The organism is Vibrio sp. 10N.261.51.A4, assembly GCF_041471945.1.
GTDB lineage: Bacteria > Pseudomonadota > Gammaproteobacteria > Enterobacterales > Vibrionaceae > Vibrio > Vibrio crassostreae_C.
This window is the reverse complement of sequence record NZ_JBFRPJ010000090.1, coordinates 107,502-126,789: the sequence shown is the minus strand read 5'-3', so window position 1 is coordinate 126,789 and position 19,288 is coordinate 107,502. Positions and strand designations below refer to the sequence as shown.

Annotated in this window: 17 protein-coding genes; 5 read left to right on the top strand and 12 right to left on the bottom strand. The window is 44.5% G+C overall.

Annotation, left to right across the window (positions count from 1 at the left end; genetic code table 11):
* Positions 1 to 129: 129 nt before the first annotated feature.
* The 5 genes from AB4384_RS19830 to AB4384_RS19810 form a co-directional block, all read right to left on the bottom strand.
* A complete protein-coding gene (locus AB4384_RS19830; RefSeq protein WP_372111601.1) occupies positions 130 to 564 on the bottom strand; it encodes a hypothetical protein in 435 nt (144 codons plus the stop codon).
* A gap of 98 nt (positions 565 to 662) precedes the next feature.
* The gene (locus AB4384_RS19825; protein WP_017067627.1) at positions 663 to 929 is read right to left on the bottom strand and encodes a hypothetical protein; all 267 of its coding nucleotides are present in this window, start codon (positions 927 to 929) and stop codon (positions 663 to 665) included.
* Between the two features lie 235 nt (positions 930 to 1,164).
* Positions 1,165 to 2,949 (bottom strand): ABC transporter ATP-binding protein, encoded by a 1,785-nt coding sequence (locus AB4384_RS19820; RefSeq protein ID WP_017068612.1) that lies wholly within the window; start codon positions 2,947 to 2,949, stop codon positions 1,165 to 1,167.
* Positions 2,943 to 4,706 (bottom strand): ABC transporter ATP-binding protein, encoded by a 1,764-nt coding sequence (locus tag AB4384_RS19815; protein WP_017070637.1) that lies wholly within the window; start codon positions 4,704 to 4,706, stop codon positions 2,943 to 2,945. The genes AB4384_RS19820 and AB4384_RS19815 overlap by 7 nt, the downstream gene beginning before the upstream one ends.
* A gap of 228 nt (positions 4,707 to 4,934) precedes the next feature.
* Complete coding sequence (locus AB4384_RS19810; protein ID WP_017059522.1) at positions 4,935 to 5,453, bottom strand: NUDIX hydrolase; 519 nt, start codon at positions 5,451 to 5,453, stop codon at positions 4,935 to 4,937.
* Positions 5,454 to 5,755: 302 nt separating this feature from the next.
* On the opposite strand from AB4384_RS19810, the gene AB4384_RS19805 reads away from it, so the two are divergent.
* Positions 5,756 to 6,016: a DUF333 domain-containing protein gene (locus AB4384_RS19805; protein ID WP_017059521.1), complete on the top strand. Its 261-nt coding sequence runs from the start codon at positions 5,756 to 5,758 to the stop codon at positions 6,014 to 6,016.
* 39 nt (positions 6,017 to 6,055) lie between these two features.
* Complete coding sequence (locus AB4384_RS19800) at positions 6,056 to 6,178, top strand: hypothetical protein (protein WP_017059520.1); 123 nt, start codon at positions 6,056 to 6,058, stop codon at positions 6,176 to 6,178.
* A 4-nt stretch (positions 6,179 to 6,182) separates the two neighbouring features.
* Here AB4384_RS19800 and AB4384_RS19795 read toward each other — a convergent pair whose 3' ends face one another.
* Positions 6,183 to 7,061, bottom strand: coding sequence for a YdcF family protein (locus AB4384_RS19795; protein WP_017064809.1), 879 nt, complete (start codon positions 7,059 to 7,061; stop codon positions 6,183 to 6,185).
* A 356-nt stretch (positions 7,062 to 7,417) separates the two neighbouring features.
* Here AB4384_RS19795 and AB4384_RS19790 point away from each other — a divergent pair, with 356 nt between their 5' ends.
* From AB4384_RS19790 to AB4384_RS19780, 3 genes are all read left to right on the top strand, one after another.
* Positions 7,418 to 8,788: an L-serine ammonia-lyase gene (locus AB4384_RS19790; RefSeq protein WP_017059518.1), complete on the top strand. Its 1,371-nt coding sequence runs from the start codon at positions 7,418 to 7,420 to the stop codon at positions 8,786 to 8,788.
* Between the two features lie 415 nt (positions 8,789 to 9,203).
* Positions 9,204 to 10,682 (top strand): peptide MFS transporter, encoded by a 1,479-nt coding sequence (locus AB4384_RS19785; RefSeq protein WP_080582209.1) that lies wholly within the window; start codon positions 9,204 to 9,206, stop codon positions 10,680 to 10,682.
* 200 nt (positions 10,683 to 10,882) lie between these two features.
* A complete protein-coding gene (locus tag AB4384_RS19780; protein ID WP_017070633.1) occupies positions 10,883 to 11,665 on the top strand; it encodes a siderophore-interacting protein in 783 nt (260 codons plus the stop codon).
* A 134-nt stretch (positions 11,666 to 11,799) separates the two neighbouring features.
* Here the strand turns inward: AB4384_RS19780 and AB4384_RS19775 are convergent, their stop codons facing one another.
* The 6 genes from AB4384_RS19775 to AB4384_RS19750 all read right to left on the bottom strand — a co-directional run bounded on the left by AB4384_RS19775 (position 11,800) and on the right by AB4384_RS19750 (position 19,248).
* Positions 11,800 to 12,702: a multidrug transporter gene (locus AB4384_RS19775; RefSeq protein WP_372130011.1), complete on the bottom strand. Its 903-nt coding sequence runs from the start codon at positions 12,700 to 12,702 to the stop codon at positions 11,800 to 11,802.
* Between the two features lie 137 nt (positions 12,703 to 12,839).
* Positions 12,840 to 13,544 (bottom strand): phosphonate utilization transcriptional regulator PhnR, encoded by a 705-nt coding sequence (gene phnR, locus AB4384_RS19770; protein WP_372130013.1) that lies wholly within the window; start codon positions 13,542 to 13,544, stop codon positions 12,840 to 12,842.
* Between the two features lie 67 nt (positions 13,545 to 13,611).
* Positions 13,612 to 15,321 (bottom strand): putative 2-aminoethylphosphonate ABC transporter permease subunit, encoded by a 1,710-nt coding sequence (locus AB4384_RS19765; protein WP_372130010.1) that lies wholly within the window; start codon positions 15,319 to 15,321, stop codon positions 13,612 to 13,614.
* Positions 15,322 to 15,342: 21 nt separating this feature from the next.
* Positions 15,343 to 16,452, bottom strand: a complete 1,110-nt coding sequence (locus AB4384_RS19760) for a putative 2-aminoethylphosphonate ABC transporter ATP-binding protein (protein ID WP_136999162.1) — start codon at positions 16,450 to 16,452, stop codon at positions 15,343 to 15,345.
* A 227-nt stretch (positions 16,453 to 16,679) separates the two neighbouring features.
* Positions 16,680 to 18,101, bottom strand: a complete 1,422-nt coding sequence (locus tag AB4384_RS19755) for an FAD-dependent oxidoreductase (RefSeq protein ID WP_372130009.1) — start codon at positions 18,099 to 18,101, stop codon at positions 16,680 to 16,682.
* Between the two features lie 136 nt (positions 18,102 to 18,237).
* Entirely contained in the window at positions 18,238 to 19,248 is a 1,011-nt protein-coding gene (locus tag AB4384_RS19750; RefSeq protein WP_372130008.1) for a putative 2-aminoethylphosphonate ABC transporter substrate-binding protein, read from the bottom strand.
* Positions 19,249 to 19,288 lie beyond the last annotated feature (40 nt).

The window sequence follows — 19,288 nt, the reverse complement described above, 5'->3', positions numbered from 1 at the left end:
AATTACGCAACAAAGCCCTAGGAACTATGTATTGAAGATGATGCTCTAGATTCAAAGAATTCAAGACAATTTGCACAAACAACAAAAAAGCCATAGCATGTTCGCTATGGCTTTCTTCTTTCAATTTGATTACTTGCTGTGAGTATCTATCATCACTTGCCAATATTCGCATTTGGCTAAGAACTCTTTTAAATAAAGCTCTGGGTTAGCAAGCTTCTCACCGCCTTTCACATCAGCGCCAGTCACTCGCCAAAAGCCACGAGTAACAAGATTTCTGTGGTAGATAAAATCGTTAAGTTCGTTTGTTTTTAGCGGAAGCTGCTCACCAAAGGTTTGTTCGTACAAGATCAACGTAGCAGCTTGCTCACTTGGTTTCTCTCTTAGAAAGGTATACAAGTCCAAATCGAGTGGCTGTTGTGCTTCTTTCGGCAACGCTTTAGCTAATTTAGAGATCACACTGAACAGAGCCAACTCAACTTTTTGAGACGCTAATAACGATGCACCTAAAAGCGCATGTTCATTGGAAATGTGTTGCTCTGTTGATGAAACGGTTGCTGTTGTCACTGTGTTAACCTCAAATAATCATAACGGGTGTTACTGAACTGGATAGAGTCTTTTCACTAAGCTGAATCTTATTCTTGTCATTAAGAAGAATCTTACAGCTAAGCAGAGTCTTTTAGCAGAACACGGTCAGCATCAATAATGGTGAAGCCTGATGCATCTTCGTTCTTTTCGACTTGCACTAAACCTTTAAAACCAATCTGCGACAGCTTCTTCGCAAGTTGATCTGGTGCTGTTTCAAAAACAACATTCATAAAAGGTAAAGACTCAGTATCAACAAAACCATGCTCGTTAAACAGTTCCATTGCTTGAGATAAATGGTCTGAGTCGGTTAATTCGATAATTTCTACAACTTCTTCCAACAACATTTTCGATTCCATATTCGCCAGAAAGTGACTGACACAAGCCGGTTCTTTTTGCTTGCATACATCCCGATGCCCTAAGACACCCCTTTAGTAGTAGGGATATCATAACATATTAATAATCGTAAAATATGTTTTATTTTCCCTAAGCTACTGGGAATACTAGAAAAGAATAGAAATTGGTGAAACATAAGCAACACCAATTCATAGTATCGATAACGGTAAACCTGATTTGAGGTGATCAGGCAACCGTTACTTGAGAATCGCCCGTTTCTACAATCGATTCTTGTAACAAGCCAGCATAAATACCATTGTGTGCCACCAGCTGTTGATGATTACCTTGCTCAACAATTTCACCCTTTTCCAACACCAAAATCGTATCTGAGTGACGAACGGTACTCAAACGGTGTGCAATCGCAATCACAGTTTTTTCCTTGAAAAGGCGCTGCATTGCTTTTTGAATCAGATCTTCGGTGATTGAATCTACCGAACTGGTCGCCTCGTCAAGCATCATCAATTGACCACCCTGTGCAACCGCTCTAGCGAACGAGATAAGCTGCGTTTGCCCTACAGACAAGTTGGAGCCGTTCTTTTCCAAGTGGAAGTCATAACCTTGTGGCAATTGTTCAATAAACTTATCGGCATAAACATAGCGCGCCGCCTGTTCAACCTCAGTTCTAGATAGATGCGTTTTGCCCAGCGCGATATTGAATTGAATGGTCTCTTCAAATAAGTGCACGTCTTGCATCATCATTGAGAACAAATGAGCAGAGTCTTCACTTGAGATCTGTGACAGCTCTATTCCATTCAACAAAATGCTGCCTTCATAATCTTGGTAGGTTTTAGAGATCAGACGCAGAATCGTCGACTTGCCCGAACCCGTCGAACCCACAAGGGCAATTTGATGCCCTTTCTCCAATACAAACGAGACATTCTTTAGAACGTAGGGAGAGTCGTCTTTGTAACGGAAGCTCACGTTCTTAAACTCTAGGCTCACAAACTGTTCGAGCTGTTTTTCAACCTTGTTAGATGGCAGCAGGTTGCGCCCTTCCTCTTCAGTCGGCTCAACAAACAACTCTTCTATATGGTCAAACGCTGCAAATGAACTCTGAATAGAAGCGATCTGCGAAGTAAAGTCACGGATCGGCACAAACACTTTCTCTAAAGTATTGATGAACGCAATCAGCACACCCAAGGTGAGCGCTCCTTCTATCACTTGCTCAGAGCCATACCAGATCATAATCGCGATAGTGATTGAAGTGATGCCGGAGATAAACGAGAACAAAATCGCATCGTATTTATTGATCTTCTTCTGCGCTCTTAAAAACTCATCGGTATAGCCTTGGTAGCGTTGCTCGACTTGCTCTTCCGCTCGGTACATCTGAACGGTTTTCATGCCAAATAAGACTTCTTGTAAAAAGCCAATACCGCGAGCCAACGAAGAACGAGTCACCTGATAGAGTGCACGAAGTCGGTTTCGTACATAAACCGTCAAATACATCACTGGTGGCATAATGATCAATACAATCATCGTTAACTGCCAATCAATAAAGAACATCATCACTAACAGAGCAATGGTATTGATGCTGTCTTTAACTAGCCCGACAACCGACTGAACAAACGTCTCGCCGATGGTTTCCAAATCACTGGTTAATCGTGAAAGCGTTACGCCAATCGGTGTGTTATCAAAATAGCTGCGTGGCAGTTTGAGCACGCGAGCAAACAACACTGAGCGCATGTCAGTTATCGTATATTGCCCGGTTTTACGTAGGTTGTACGAATAGGTGGTATCCACCACATAGCTCGCCACCAGCACGGCAACGAGATAGAAGACGTACTCGAGCAGTCCATCCATATCCCCGTGACTCAGGTGAACATCGATCACTTGAATGATCAGCCAAGGGAACAACAAGCTCGTGATGACAGAAAGAGGAAGCATAGCGATGCCCAGAATCGCAGAGCCTTTGTATTTCTTAGCAAACTTAAAAAAGTGCTTGAGGTACTTGAGATCAACACGTTTTAACATGCTGCTGCCTCCGTTTCATTCTGCTGTAGTTGCCATGTATCGTAATAGTAATCACAGGTTTTCAATAACGTGGCGTGGTCGCCCTTCGCGATCACTTTACCTTCGTTCAACACGATGACTTCATCCATATATTCAAGGGCATTAACGCGGTGTGAAACCACAAGAACCGATTGATTTTCCAAACGTTTAAACAAACCTTCCAAGATCTTACGTTCTGTTTCATAGTCGACAGCCGATAGAACGTTATCCATGATGATCAGGTCGGTGGGTTGCAATAAAGCACGCGCAATACTTAAGCGCTGCTTCTGACCACCTGACAACATGATCCCTTTCTCACCGACTAAGGTTTGATCGCCGTGTTCAAAACGTGTCACATCACTAGCCAACTGGCTGAGCTCTAGCACTTCATCAACCTGACTCTTTGCCAAATCGGTATCTAGGCTACCAAAGCGGATATTGTCTTCGACGGTTGCTGAAAACAGGTAAGGGTCTTGAGTCACGGTTTTCACGTAACGGCGTAAGTCACTGCGTGAGAAGCTAGTGACATCTCTTTCACCAAGGAAAACAGAACCTTGTGGTACATCCAAGTGGTGGTTTAAGCAGTTCACTAATGTCGTTTTACCCGCTCCGATCCCGCCTAACACACCCACTTTCTTACCTGCTGGAATATCAAAGCTGATGTCATCGAGAATCACGCGTTCTTCACCTGAATAGCTGAAGCTGAGGTTGCGAACAGAAAACGTTTTTCCCTTCAGTGATTCAACATCTAGTTCAGTCAGCTTATCTTCATCAAGCTCCGGGACTTTGGCATTAAGAATGGTTTGTGCACTTTGAATACCTACCATGCCACGCTGATAAATGGTCGCGATTCTGCCAAGTTGCATCAATGGCATAGCGAGCAAAACCGAGTAAGTCAGAAAGGCGGTAATCTCACCAAGTGTGAGTTCCTGTCTCATTAACATGTAGCCACCAAGCCCAAGAATGATGATTTTCATCAGGTCATTGGCGTAGTCGAGTACCGGCATAAAGAAGACTTGAATGCGTGTAATTTTAAGGCGGCATTCAAGCAATAACTGGTTCAGCTTTTCAGTTTCGGCTTTCACCCAAGGTGACATCTGCTGGCTCTTAATCAAGTCAATCCCAGACAGGTAACTCATTAGTTGAGCAGACAGGTTTTGTAGACGCTTCATGTGCTCTAAATGCAGCGTTTTCATACGCTTGAAGCCCACACGGAAAATCACAAAAGCGATTGAGATAGGAATGATCGAATACAGTGTGAGTTCTGGCGATATGCGCCACATGTAAAGAGGCGTCAACGACAACGCAAGCAAGGCATTGAAGAACTGCAAGAAGCCGACACCAAACAGCAGTCGAATGCCACTAAGGTCATTGTTGATAATCGAGATCAGTCGACCCGAAGCAAAGCGTTCGTGAAAGCTGCTCGGTAAGCGATTCAACTTTTGTAGAAGTGTACTTTTAAGTGCGGCCTCTGTAATTCGCCCCGGATTAAGCGCATAGATACGAGACAGAATTCTCACCACCACCATGGCAACCGACATCCCGACCACAATCCAAACATAGGTTTGAAGCTGTTGGTGGCCAGTTGAAGAGGCATCATCAATCAAATCTATCGCCAATTGGATATAACGAGGGATCTCTACTTGTAACCAGTTGACGAGAAAGATGAACACAATCGCCAATAAGTACGAGGTGCGATTCATGCGCAGATAATGGGCAATAAACTGTCTTTTATTCATAGTATTCTTTGTTTAGGGCAGGCTCACAGCGAGATTTAACGATATAACCGGGCAGTTAAGCTAGATAGGTTCATCGCTGAGGTAAAGATACATCAAAAACACTTAGTTGACAATATCAACCATATTCAATAATTAGTTTCGGGTATTAAGTTTTAGCATTGCTAGAAACAACTTTGCCGCCAAAAGTGGCGGCAAATAAATAGCTTAGCAGGCTAGTATTGATAACGGCTAAAGCATCTCTTTGGCAATCAAATGCAGCAAAAAGGTTTCACGTTCAATACTCATGCCCTTCTTAGGGCTCTCTGCCATGGTCTTTTCGTTATGAGCGATCGCTTCATGGATATTCATCCACACCGGTTTCATCCCGTTTTTCACTTCATAATCTTCGTAAGCCGTTTCACCAAGCTCACGATCGATCTTGCATGAGTAGCAGTAAGAAATCATGTGCATCATGTCTGCATCATCTTTGTACCAAGGACGAAACTCTTCAAAAATGCCGAACGGCTTGATGCTATGGATATTCTTCGCGCCAGTCTCTTCTTCGAGTTCACGAACCATACCTGCGATCACATCTTCCCCTTCATCCAAACCACCACCAGGAATGGTGTAGTCGTGATAACGCTCTGTATACAGCATCAGAATGTCTTCACCATCTAACACAATGGCACGGGCAGCGTTGCGCTTATAGACCGTTTTATTGTCTAGATGGTCGATATCAGGATGGATGGTTGTTTTTAGGTGTCTCATGATTCTGACTGCTCTACTGAATTTGGCGGCATCATATCATAATCATCAATAGATTCGAGGTTCACAACCGCTAACCAGAACGGAGCGGACGGGGATATTCCTACGGTAACTTGAATCCACTTAGCTTGATCTAACACTCAAAAAGTCGTTAAACATGAAGAAATATCAACCTATTTCAATATCTTGACCAAATTAGGACAACCTTTTCTGAAATCTAAAATATACTAATTTCATAGAGCTTCTCATTTGGTTCTGTAGAACTTAACGCATTCGATTATAGAGTTATCACGTAGGAGATAGACATGAAGAAAATTGGTTTGATGGCTGTATGTGCCGTTGTATTAGGCGGTTGTGCAAACGACTATGCAGAATATAGCGAGGGCCAACGTGTTTCAGTCGCTAACCCAGCAGCGGTTTATTGTGTTCAACAGGACGGTGAATTAGACACGGTTACTGAAAACAATCAGCGTACAACTTACTGTGTATTCGATGACGGCGAGCGCATTGAACAGTGGGAGTACTACCGCAATAACCATGAGCAAGATTCAGAAAACCAAAGTTAATCACTGTAAAAAAACACATGAGCCTTCTGGCACAATGTTATGGGCGATGATTACGTTCGAGCGGTTAAAAACATCGCTGAAGAAGGCACTGAGCTTCTAGCTTACTGTCTGATTGCCTTTGCGAGTTTAAAGACCGTTATTGGCATCACGAGAAAGAAATAATCACCTATCGCCACCAGCGATGTGTGTGATCCGATTCCGGATCTAAATAACGATTCAATAAAGTCAGGTTAGTATCTAGTAGAGCTAGGTATTCCCTGACTTTTTTTACATCGGTACCCACTGAAGTCTGCTGGATACAGCGCTCCAATGCTGGGAGTAAACTCTCCACAATGTCAAAGTCAGATGAACGTCCAACGAGCTCTTTGGCAGTGATCAATGCTTCCAAAGACAGTCTTTCTGGCTCTCGTCTAACCAACTCTAAATCTCGCTTAAATGCGCCCGCACAAACACCTTCAAGATAAACTCGGTAGGTCGTCAGTACGTCCATCAACAGAAACAATTGCCCCTGAGCACTTTGATGTGGGTATGGCACCGCAACATGAGCCTCCAACCTGCGATCTATTTGCTGCTCTACCCCAAGTGCGGAACACTTCTCGATGAGAACTTTAAGCAAACCTTGCTCGCCCATGAGCGATTGAATCTCGAATATACGTTGTAAATGGTAGTCATTCGAAACGAATGTCACTTGCACACTTTGCCCGCGAGTAAACAGCCCGCTTGCAATCATCTCTGAGGCCAAGTTCTGTATGTTCTCGACAGTGTTGGTCGAGTGCTGCTCGAGCAAAATCGCCCCTAAAGAAAACGGATGTTCACGCTGCTTTTCAAGCTTTCTAAAGTACTGGTGCATCGCGTCGGCTTCAGACAGTGTTTGCCCTTTTGTTAGCCCACCACAAAATGCTACCGCAGTTTGCTGATTCGACTCTTCTACCAAAGGCTCCGCCAGATACTCAACCAAAGCATCAACTCGACTGATTCCTTCATCAGTCAATTTATTCTCATTAAGTCGCTTACCCAGCACAATAAGGAGGTGATTAATGCTCATTTTATGTTCAAGTCTCGTTTTGGGGATTAGATGGAGTGAATTATGTATACAATACTTGTTAACAAAAGTATTTTGAAATTCTTATATGTTGCTCGCAATAATGCTCACTATTGATAGCGACATCTTAGGTAATACAAGAATAAACGTGTCGCTTTACAGCAAACATAGCACGCTCTTGTATTTCATCGCTCTATGCTTGTTAGCACTAGTCGATAAAAGAGCCCTTTCAATCAATGAATACGCTCTATCGCATAACTGTTTCACCCACAGAACAGGTTCACTCAAAGAAGTGCAACTAACCAAATACAAATTTTACACAGAGTTCGTCCATCGAACCGTCTTCACAGGAAGTTACTATGCTGTCTATTTTTGATATCTACAAAATTGGGGTTGGACCATCCAGCTCCCACACAAATGGACCAATGATCGCTGGGTTTAACTTTACCCAAAAAATTGATGCTCAGCTTAAGCAAGTGAAGCGTATTCAAATCGACTTATACGGCTCTTTATCATTGACGGGTATTGGTCACCACACAGACAGAGCGACCTTGTTAGGTTTGCTAGGTAACCGCCCCGACACCATTAAAATCACCAGTGCTAACCAAGCAATGCGTAAGGCGATTGAAGATAAATCTCTATTGGTTAGCGGTAACCATGAAATTTATTTCGATGTAGAAAGCGATCTGCTCTTCCACAAGACCAACCTTCCGCTGCATGAAAATGGTATGACTATCTCTGCCTTTAACGAAAGCGGCAGCCTTCTGGATATGGAAACCTACTACTCGATTGGTGGTGGCTTTATCGCAACCGCTGATGAGCTACAAAACGGCAAACAGGAAGCAGAAACTCAAGTTGAGTTCCCTTTCTCTTCTGCTGATCAGTTGCTTGAACTATCCGAACAACAAGGACTGAGCCTTGGTGGCTTAATTCTACGTAACGAAGTTTCATTCCAAGGTATGGATGTGATTGACCAGAAAGCCGACCAAATTTGGAAGGTGATGTCTCTGTGTATGCAGCGTGGCTTTGACACGGAAGGCATCCTTGATGGCGGCCTAGAAGTCACTCGTCGAGCACCTGCTCTGCTTAAAAAGCTTGAAGCGAATGCCTCGATTGAAAACGATCCAATGGAGATCATGGATTGGATTAACCTATTTGCCTTTGCCGTGAGTGAAGAGAATGCAGCGGGCGGTCAGGTCGTGACATCACCGACCAACGGTGCGGCTGGGGTTATTCCTGCGGTATTGATGTACTACCATCGTTTCATCAAGGAGCTAGACACCAAGCAGCTTAAAGACTTCTTGGCAGTCTCTGGCGCAATCGGCATCTTATACAAAACCAACGCTTCGATTTCTGGCGCAGAGGTAGGTTGTCAGGGTGAAGTCGGCGTTTCTTCATCAATGGCCGCAGCAGGCCTAACTGCCCTACGTGGTGGTAGCAACGAACAGATTTGTATTGCCGCTGAGATCGCGATGGAACACTCACTGGGCATGACATGCGATCCGATCGGTGGCCTTGTTCAGGTGCCATGTATCGAACGTAACGCAATGGGTGCAATGAAAGCCATCAATGCATCGCGCATGGCGTTGAAACGTACCAGCAAGTGTCTTATCTCGTTAGACAAGGTTATCGAGACCATGTACCAAACAGGTAAAGACATGAACAAGAAGTACCGTGAAACTTCTCTAGGCGGCCTAGCCGTGATCCACATGGCACCACCTTGTGAATAAAAGACAGGAACACGAGTGGAGAAAGCCTCTATAGAGACAGCATTCTTGTAAACTTAGTTTTCAATATCTCAACAAAGCCAGCCACCAAGCTGGCTTTTTTATTGGCTAAAGCCCAACAGCTAATTGAAAGTGATACTCACTCAAAATAACTTACAGAATTACTACCTCTAACTTTCCCTTTATTAGTTCATTACTTAGCCACAAATGATGATGGCTAAATTTCATACCGCCATGCATCCACTTGCAAAATCTAACGTTGCAAATCTCATTCATGAGAAATATGAATGCACTCATAAGAAAAGATATATCGAGTAAAGTTCTGCTTGGGACAGATGTTTAAGTTTATGTATTACTACTAATGATATTATAATCGGGCAATTACACTACATATTAATACAAACGTGAGAATAAAATAATGTGGAATAGATTAAACAAATCAATGATGTTCTGCCAAATGATGTTCGGACTTTCGTTCTATGGCGTCATGGTGATCTTGACTCGTTTCTTCCTTGAAGATCTGAACTACAATGAAGCCGACACCATGATGGTTGTTGGTGCTTTCTCTGCAATCGGACCGCTATTTGCTATCGCAGGTGGCTTTATCGCCGACAAGTTTTTAGGCGCCTACCGATCTTTAACCATTGCCTTCCTAGGGTTCGCAAGTGGTTACGTTCTACTGGTACTTGGTGCAGCAGCAACCAATGTTCCGATGGCATTATGTGGTATTGCGTTAGCAAGTTATGCACGTGGTTTGATGTCCCCTTCTTACCCAAGTCTTTACAAACGCACGTTCAAAACTCAAGAAGATTTTGAGAACTGCTACCCAATCAACTACTCAGTAAACAATATTGGTGCTCTGTTAGGCCAATACCTGTTCCCAATGCTAGTACTTGTTGTTGGTTTCCACGGTGGTTTCCTTCTTTCAGCGGTGCTAGCCGGTGCTGCGCTTCTGATGATGATCTTTGTTCGCAAAGGCCTTGTTGAAGCAAGTGCTGAAATCGACCAAAAACCAGTAAGCACTAAAAACTGGGCAGCGTTCCTTGGTCTTTCTGCAGCAATGATCGGCTTGGTATTCTTCATGTTCTCTAACATGGATATTGGCCAAAACATCGTGTACGCAATCGGTGGTGCAGCGATCATCTACTTTGTCTCTTTGATGATGAAATCGAAGAAATCAGACATGCTAAAAATGGGGACTATCTTAATCATCACATTCCTGACGACATGTTTCTTCGTGTACTACGGTCAGATGATGACTTCGATGACAATGGTAGCGATCAACACAATGCGTGGCGATCTATTTGGTTTCATCCCTGTCGCACCTGAAGCTTCAATGGCAATGAACCCACTATGGTGTATGGTTGCTGGCCCTATCATCGCGGGTATCTTCTCTAACCTAGAAAAGAAAAACATTAACTTCTCAACTGCAACCAAAGTCGGTTTCTCTTTCATCCTTACGGCTATCGCTTTCGGTATCCTTACGATGGCAGTAACGACAGTTGGTGACGATATTCTGATCCGCCCAGAAGTCTTCCTAGCGATTCACTTCTTCCTAGCATTCGGTGAAGTGATTGTAGGTTCAATGGTTGTAGCCTTCATCCTGTCTGTTGCACCTAAGCACATTGAAAACTTCTCAGTAAGCTTGTTCTCTGTTGCTATCGCACTATCAGGCATTGTTGGCGCGGTATTCTCAACGTCTATTGCACTAGAGAAAGGTCAAGAGATCACACAAGAGATCGTGCAAACGGTTTACGGTGATTACTTCCAAATGCTGACTGTTCTTGCCGTCGTGATGGTAGGTATCGCAATGGCAGCATCGTTCATTATTCGTAAGATGCTAGAAGCTGCGAAAGCCGCTGAAGAAACGATTGAACTAGAGCAAGCAAACAGCTAATTCTGTTCGCTGAGTCAAACCAATCCTAAGAGCCCTTTAGTTTTCTAAAGGGCTCTTTTTTGTAGGATCCGTTTCTCAATAGGATCTGTCGTATAAGTTAGGTAGTACATGTGTAAATCAAAGTAAATGATAACTATTAGTATTGAGTGTTTTTTAGTTCAGGATTATGATGTGGAAATCCAAATCTAAGAGAGCCTTATATGAGCAAGCCTAGCCCTATCACATTAACCGTTACTCAAACCTCAACAATTACTCCAAACATGCAGCGCATAACGCTTAGCGGTGAGGGATTAAGTAAATACCCAACAGAATGTGCCGGCGGCTACATCAAGCTTTTATTCTCGCCACTTGGCACGACTGATTTAAGCCAGCTAAACGAAGGTGAGCGCCCAACCATGCGCACTTACACCATTCGTCAGTACAATCCTGTAGAGCAGTGGATTGAAGTTGATTTTGTTCGCCATATCACTACAGATTTGCAATGTGGTTTTGCGGCTCGATGGGCAATGAACGCAAAAGTGGGTGACACGGTTTCAGTGGCTGGCCCTGGTTTAATTCAGGGGCTTAACCTAGAGTCAGACTGGTTCTTCTTAGTTGCAGACATGACGTCCCTACCTGCGCTTTCTGCAAAAGTAAAAACGCTCCCAGAAACAGCAACGGGGCACGCTATCATTCAGATCAACTCAGCAGCAGATAAGCAGGTACTTGAGACTCCTCAAGGTATCAAAGTAACCTGGTTGATTGAAGATGAAACCTCAGAGTCACTTTCACAAACCGTGCGCAACACAGAATGGTTAGAAGGTCAGGTTTCAATATGGACAGCGTGTGAATTTGAAAGCATGCGTGAGCTAAGACAATACTTCCGCAACGAAAAAGAAGTCGCGAAAGAGAACATCTACATCAGCAGCTACTGGAAACGTGGTGTCACTGAAGATGGCCACAAAGTGTTGAAACAGCAAGATGCTCAAGATTTAGCGGGGTAAGTCTTTTACTACCTACAGCTTCTTACTAGATAAAGAGAAAACGCCCTTAACGAAGTTTGTTTCGCTAAGGGCGTTTTTTCATTTAACTTAATAGAGATACCTATTCACAAATCCCCAATCACTCAGGCGATCTTTTAAGTCAATGAGATAACTAAGCCAGCAATAATTAGAGATACGCCTACACCGCGAGTCGCGTGCCACTTTTCCTTTAAAAAGTAGATCCCCATCACTACGCCGAAAATGATACTCACTTGCCTAAGAGCAACAACCAAGCTGACATTTTCAGTCATGGTCATCGCAAACAGCACTAAGCCATAGGTCGAAGCCATCATAATGCCTGCAAGCGTGGCTTTCTTTCGCAGTATCCAAGCATTAGTAAACTCGATTCTTTGGTTGGTTACGAATAACCAAACACTCAACGGAATCACAATTGCCCAGAACTGGATACCTAGGTAGAAAATCGCGGTGTGCTTGTTAGTTATAACTGGTGTGCTCAAAGGATCGAGTAACAGAAGCGCTTCTTTATCAATGATGGAATAGCCCGTGGTACCAATGGCCGCGATTAACGCCCACAGTACGCCAAGGTTGAGATACGCTTTTAACCTAAGATCTGAAAACTTCTTAAGTGGTACAAACAAACAACCCAAGGTAATCAAGGTGAAGCCAAACCATTGATTAGGTGACAGCTCATAGCCTATCAACACCGTGCCTAAACCCACCATCAACACGGGCAGCGCTCGTGCCATCGGGTAAATCACCCCAATATCGGCCTGCTTGTAGGCTACACCTAAGCCGATTAAATAGATGATTTGGCAAATACCACTTAAAAGAAGTAGCTTCCAGAATAAAAGCGTGATATCCACAAAGCCGACACTGTAAATGAACCAAATCAAATAGGGAGTCAATATCGCAGCAGCGGCAAAGCCAGAGGCTAAGAAGAATGACGAGCCCGAGCCTTGATTAGATTTACCTAGAACGTTCCAACCCGCGTGAAGCAAAGCCGAAATGATCACGATTACAATCGCAGAGAATTCCATTTCATTCCTAAATTATTGATGAATTAGCACAACGGCTGACAACAGGTGATAAAAAAGGCCTCCGAATAAGAGACCTTTGAGCGTTTCAATTGGGCAATCCTGCATAATTGCAGATATGCCAACGTTATAACGTATGACTAGCGCTCTAGCTGTGCGATCGACTCGATGCTGATCGCGTCATGACGCCAATATTCAATATCGCAATCAATCAAATCACCGTCTTGATTGTAATTAACACGCTCGACAACCATAGCCGGAGAACCAGAAGTCGCACGCAGAGCTTGCGCGGTTTCGCCAAGCAAAGACGTTGTGCTCACTCGGTAGCGAATCTTCTGATACACCACACCAAAGTGTTCTCGGTAGATGTCCGTCAACGACTTAGACAAGTCGTAGTCAAGCAAGTTAGGGAACAACTCTGGTCGAATGTAGTTGGTCACATACACAACGGGCCTGTCTTCAAGATAACGAACTCTGTCTACTCGATAAACGTCCGAAAAAGGTTGCAGTTCAAGAAGCCTAGTTGCTTCCTTGGTCGCTAAAATGCCTTTCGCCGCCACCAACTCAGTTTTCGGCTGTCGATTCTGCGATAGAGCCATATTGGTGAAGTTCAGCGTTTGTGTTGGATCGTAACGAAGCGGCTCGGGAGAGATAAACCAACCACGTCGGTCTTCTCGATAAATGCGCCCTTCCGCTTCAAGTGAAGACAAGGCTTCGCGTAAGGTAACTCGAGTCGTATCAAACGATTCAGCCAGCTTACGTTCCGCAGGCAGCTTCTGTCGTGGTGTTAACATCCCCGACTCTATCTGCTCTACGATGACATCTTTGATTTTTACGTACTGCACTTCATTTCCTTTCATTCTTGTTCTTGTCGTCAGCCACTCCTTGGCCAACTGCAATATAAGTGGTTCGCTAGCATTTACGCCAAGCTTGGGTGCGCTTATCGAATAACTTGTTGATTAGCATATGAATCAACTTCGCACTCGCTGCAGATATCATGATCATCACCGCCATCGCTGCTGCTGCACCGGTTTGACCTGCATCGTCCATATTCAGTACTGATACTGACGCTGGAATCGTATTGGTAGAATACAAGAATACTACCGCAGATGTCGTGGTAAGTGCATTAATAAACAGGTATGTCGCAATATCTAAAATCGCCGGCAGACAAACAGGTACCGTCACCTTAAAGAACAGCTTGTATTGCGGTAAGTTTACCGAAGCCGCTGTTGCTTCAATTTCGGAAGGCAGTTGTTTCAATGCCGTTAACGCCGTCATGTGCCCTACCGTGTAGTAGTGAACCACGGTATTAATCACCAAGAACGCCATCGTGCCATACAAGAAGTTGAGTGGGTTACTCAAATCATTGAAGTAGAAGATATAACCCAAACCCAGAACCATACCCGGAACGGCCATCGGAACAACGCTGAGCATTTGCATTGCTTGACGAACAGGCCCGAATGCGCGGCCTTTCTCAATGCAGTATGCCCCTAGGAAAATCAGAACAGTACCAATTATCGCAGTCCAAGCACCAAGCGTTAACGAGTTGAAGAATGGCGCCCAACCATAGGTACTCATTTCTGCAAAGTTATAGTTGTTTAGCGTCAGCGCTTTGTTCCAAGGCCAGAAGGTGACCATCGAACCGTATATCGCCATGCCCAACACGATAACCACAGCAGCAGAGATGATGGTGCAATAAAGGAAACATAAGCCATCACGCAGAGAGCTAGGTTCAGGTTGGTACGCGACAGAACGAGTATCAAACAAGCTCTTCTGTTTCTTTTGAACCCAGCGGTCAACGGTAAACGCAAGCAACGCAGGCAATAGCAGTAAGATACTGGTTACCGCACCCATAGAGAAGTTCTGTTGACCAACCACCTGCTTAAAGATGTCAGTCGATAACACATTGTAGCTACCACCGATCACCTTTGGCACACCAAAGTCACAAACCACCAGCGTAAACACAACGATCAGGGTGCTGATCAAGCCGTATTTTGCCGCAGGTAACGTCACCATGAAAAAGGTTTTTAACGATGAAGTATTGAGTGCACGTGCTGCCTCATAAAGGCGAGCGTCAGAGGTTCTTAATGAGGTGGTCAGAATCATCAAGGCGTGTGGAAACGTCCAGAATATCAAGCCCAGTGAGATACCAATCAAGCCATAAACCGAGTTGCCACCTAAGACTTCTTTAGCGATACCTTGGTTACCAAATAGGAAGATAAGACTGATTGCAGGAAGCAGTGACGGAGCAAGAATAGGCGCAGAACCCAGCACTTGAAAAAGCCCCTTAAAAGGCATGCATGAACGAGTTAGCGCATAGGCATAACCAAACGCCAAGACGCCCACGACAACTGTCACTAGCAACCCAAGCGTGAAGGTATTGCCTACCGACTGCCATAAGCTTTGAGACGCAAAGTACGTTGCGAAATTCTCTAAGCCTACAAATTCTCCATCTGCGTTCTGAACACTCTTTTTCAACATCGCCCACAGTGGCATCAGGATAAACAACGTCATGACCACAGACAAAAAGGCCAACAGCCCAAACAGAATTACGTTGTCTTTGCTTAACCGAGCCAGAAAAGGTTGTACTCGTCGTTGAATTAGCAGCTTAGATTGCATCATTTGAGTCGATTCCATGATTGTTTACGCCGCCTCGTCTTTCATCACTTGCAGGCTTTTCGATGGGTAAGCTCTAAGGCCTTCTTGATCAAACGCCACGTAACGAATATCACTGCGACGCAGCTTCAATCGGTTGAACTCTTTGACGGGTACATCAACGATGATCTCTTTCGCCGTTGAGTCATGTTGCAATTGGCACTCAATACGATAAAACGCCCCTAAGAATTCGCTTGATACGATTCTCACTGGCAAGGATTCACTAAAACGATCAACAAACTGGATTTGCTCTGGACGAACGGCAATATCGAAAACATCACCCAGATTTGGCGTGAGATTATCTAAGCCAGGTAACGGCAGCATTGACTCAGCAATGCGCATCTTGCCTTGAGCCGCAACAGAAGCTTGGATAAAGTTCATGCTGCCAACAAACTCAGCAACAAAACGACTGACGGGTTTTTGGTAGATCTCTTGAGGAGCACCGACCTGCTCGATAACACCATGATTCATCACGACAATACGGTCTGCCATCGTTAACGCTTCATCTTGGTCGTGCGTCACCATAATAGTGGTGATACCCAGCTTGCGTTGCAGTTGGCAGATCTCATCACGTAGGTGTGTTCTTACCTTCGCGTCCAACGCAGAAAGTGGTTCGTCGAGTAGCAACAAGCCTGGAGATAACGCCAATGCGCGAGCCAGAGCAACACGCTGCTGCTGTCCACCAGATAGCTGATTTGGATATTTCTGACCAGACGTGGGTAAGCCGATGGTTTCTAACCAAGACTCAACCGTCTCAAGGGCTTCTTTGGTCGACATGCCTTGGTTTTTCAGACCAATCGCAATATTTTCTTCCACAGTGAGATTTGGAAACAAAGCGTAAGACTGGAACACGATGCCAAAGTCGCGCTTTTCTGGTGGCAAGAAGGTCGTATCATTACCGTTCTGCTCAATAGAACCTGACGTTGGTAAGTCTAGGCCTGCAATCGCACGTAATAAGGTGGTTTTTCCACAGCCAGATGGGCCAAGGAAGCAGACGAACTCGCCTTTATCTATCGATAGGGAGATGTCTTTTAACGCTGTAAATTGGCCAAATTGCTTTACAACGTTTTCAATATTCAAATAAGTTTGGTTGCTCATACTACAGCACTCTCTATATGGTATATACCAAATTTAAACTGAGAATATTGCAGTTGAGTGACAAATTTATAGTAGCTAAATGACAGTTATATTGCAGATATAATAAGCATTAAGGATTGCTATTTGTTCAGCATTAACAGTTCGTTCAACGTTGAAAGCCCTCAGTGACTTGCCCATAAATCACTGAGAGCCTTAATGTAAACTTCTAATTTAAACGCAAGATTAATCTATGATTCAACCTTGTCGGCTTTGCCCGCCGCACCTGCGAGTTTGGATAACTGTTTATCTAGCCACAATGGCGTGTTACCCGAATCTTCCGCGTTCTCTTTTCTTCGTACCGCATCACGCACCATCATCGCACCTACCCAACGAAATGGCTCTGGCGGGAAGTGTCCTAACGGGCCTTTAGTTAAACCGCTTCGTGTCCAAGCATTGTCGATATCGAGCACCATTGCTGACAAAATCTTCGCGCCCATACGGGTTTGAGCAACGCCATTGCCTGAATAACCAAGCCCATAATAGATGTTGCTTTGGCCTTTTAGGTTACCGAAAAATGGCAATCCGGTAACCGAACGATCTGAGCCGCCAGACCAGTTGTAATCGAATTCACTTTGTTCCAATTTAGGGAACAGTTTTTGGAACGATTGATTGAGAATCGGCAGGTAGTTAGTCGTTTGGTTAAACATGCTTTCAACTTGATTAGCAAACGAGAATTTATTGCCGCCTTTGCCCAACATGAGTCGTCCGTCCTGGGTATCTCGGTAGTAGTGGACAAAGATACGCGAATCCACCACCGCCGCCCCTTTCTCTGGGCCAAACTTCTTGAGCTTTTCAGGAATGGGCTTGGTCACCACCATATCTGAAGAGACAACCACAATGCTGCGTTTGAACTCTTTGAAGTGATCGAGCATCCACGCATTGAGTGCCAAAATCACTTTATCCGCAAATACTGACCCGCCTTTGGTTTGAATTCGAGCGGGAGAGCCATAGTCGAGTGATGTCATCTCTGTGTTTTCGTGAATTTCGACACCCAGTTCAAGCGCGACTCGGCGCAAACCTCTAGCCAATAACGCTGGCTGCACACTACCCGCAGCTTCTGAGTAGTAACCCTCAATATGGCGTTCAGATCCCGCTTTATCAGCCAAAGAATCGTCGCACTTCTTCCAGCTATTGATACCCTGCTTAACCAGCTCATTAACAACAGGCTCCATTCCACCCTTTTGAGCTTCATTGGTCGCCGTGTAGTAAGTTCCGCTGCGATATAGATGCGCGTCAATCTTGTGTTCGTTACAGAAGGATTCGATCTCGTATATAACCTTTTCCGATTCCTTAACCAACCATTTCGCTTGTTCTTTTCCATAGAGCTTTTTCAGCGTCGGATACTTGGTTGACCACGTCAGCATGCAACCGCCGTTCGCACCAGAAGCACCGCTACCACATAGGCCTTTTTCAATCACGACAACATGCTTTTCGGGTTGCTGTTGTTTGATTAAAATCGCCGTCCATAAACCCGTATAGCCACCGCCAACAATGGCGATATCACAGTTGACATCTTTTTGGAGCGGCTTAGCCGAATCTAGCCCCGCATTGATGTTGCCGAACTCTTGTTCCAACGCTTGCTTGAACCAATATGAGTAGTGCTTTGTCATTTGTTGTACCTTACTTAAAACCTGAAGGCGTAAAACTAAAAAAGGAAGACCGAAGCCTTCCTTTACTGATTTCTAACTTCTAATGAACTAAACAGTTAAATAGCTAAATAGTTAATTAACTGAGTAGCTCGATAGATTAAGATTTTGGCTCTGATTTAGCGTCAAACTTCTCAGACCATGTTTTCAATACGTCTGCACGCTCGCTGCCCATGCGAGCGAAGTCCATTTTTGCCATGTTCTTTTCTACATTAGGGAAGTTCTCTGCTTTGCCTGTCACATCTTTGTGACCAACAACTGGGTACATTTCGATGTAAAGCTCATTTGCCGCTTTAGAAATAGACCAATCGATAACACGTTGTGCTGCATCAGAAGGCTTAACAAGACCTACCGCTTCAGATTCCCAGCCGATGCCTTCAGGCGTAATCACTGAAAGTGGAGCGCCTTGAGTTTTCAGCTTAGCGCCACGGCTCGCCATAGAAATACCGATAGCGACTTCACCCATGCCAGCTTGAACACATGGCTTAGAACCAGAGTGCGTGTAGTGAGCAATATTTTGGTCTAACTTCTGCATGTAGTTCCAACCTTGGTCTTCACCCATGTTTTGTAGCCAAGCAGACACTTGCATATAACCCGTACCAGAAGACGCTGGGTTTGGCATCGCAATGTGGCCTTTGTAGATAGGCTTGGTTAGGTCATCCCAAGATTTAGGTGCTGGTAGGTTAAGTTGTTTCGCTACCGCTTCGTTGAAACAAACCGCATTGAAGAATGCATCGTTGCCATACCAAGCTTGAGTAGATTGCGGATCGTTGAGGTTTGAGCGCAGCGCTTCTACACCTTGAGGAGTGTAAGGCTTAAGAATGCCCTCCTCCTTAAGTAGAGCCATTGAAGAACCCGCAAGGCCCCACACCACTTCTGCACGAGGGTTGTTTTTCTCAGCCAATAATTTTGCCGTCATGATTCCTGTTGAATCACGAACCCATTTGATGTTGATGTCTGGGTTTTCGCTTTCAAAAGCATTTTTGTACTTCGCTAAGATGTCAGTTTCAAAAGCGGTATAAACCGTCACTTCCTGTGCCGCATAAGCGTTACCAGCTAATAGTGTGACTAATGCTGCAAGTGATCCTTTCATAAAACGGTTTTTCATCATTTTCTCCAGTCAGGCCCAACTCTAGAGTGAGAAGTTGCCA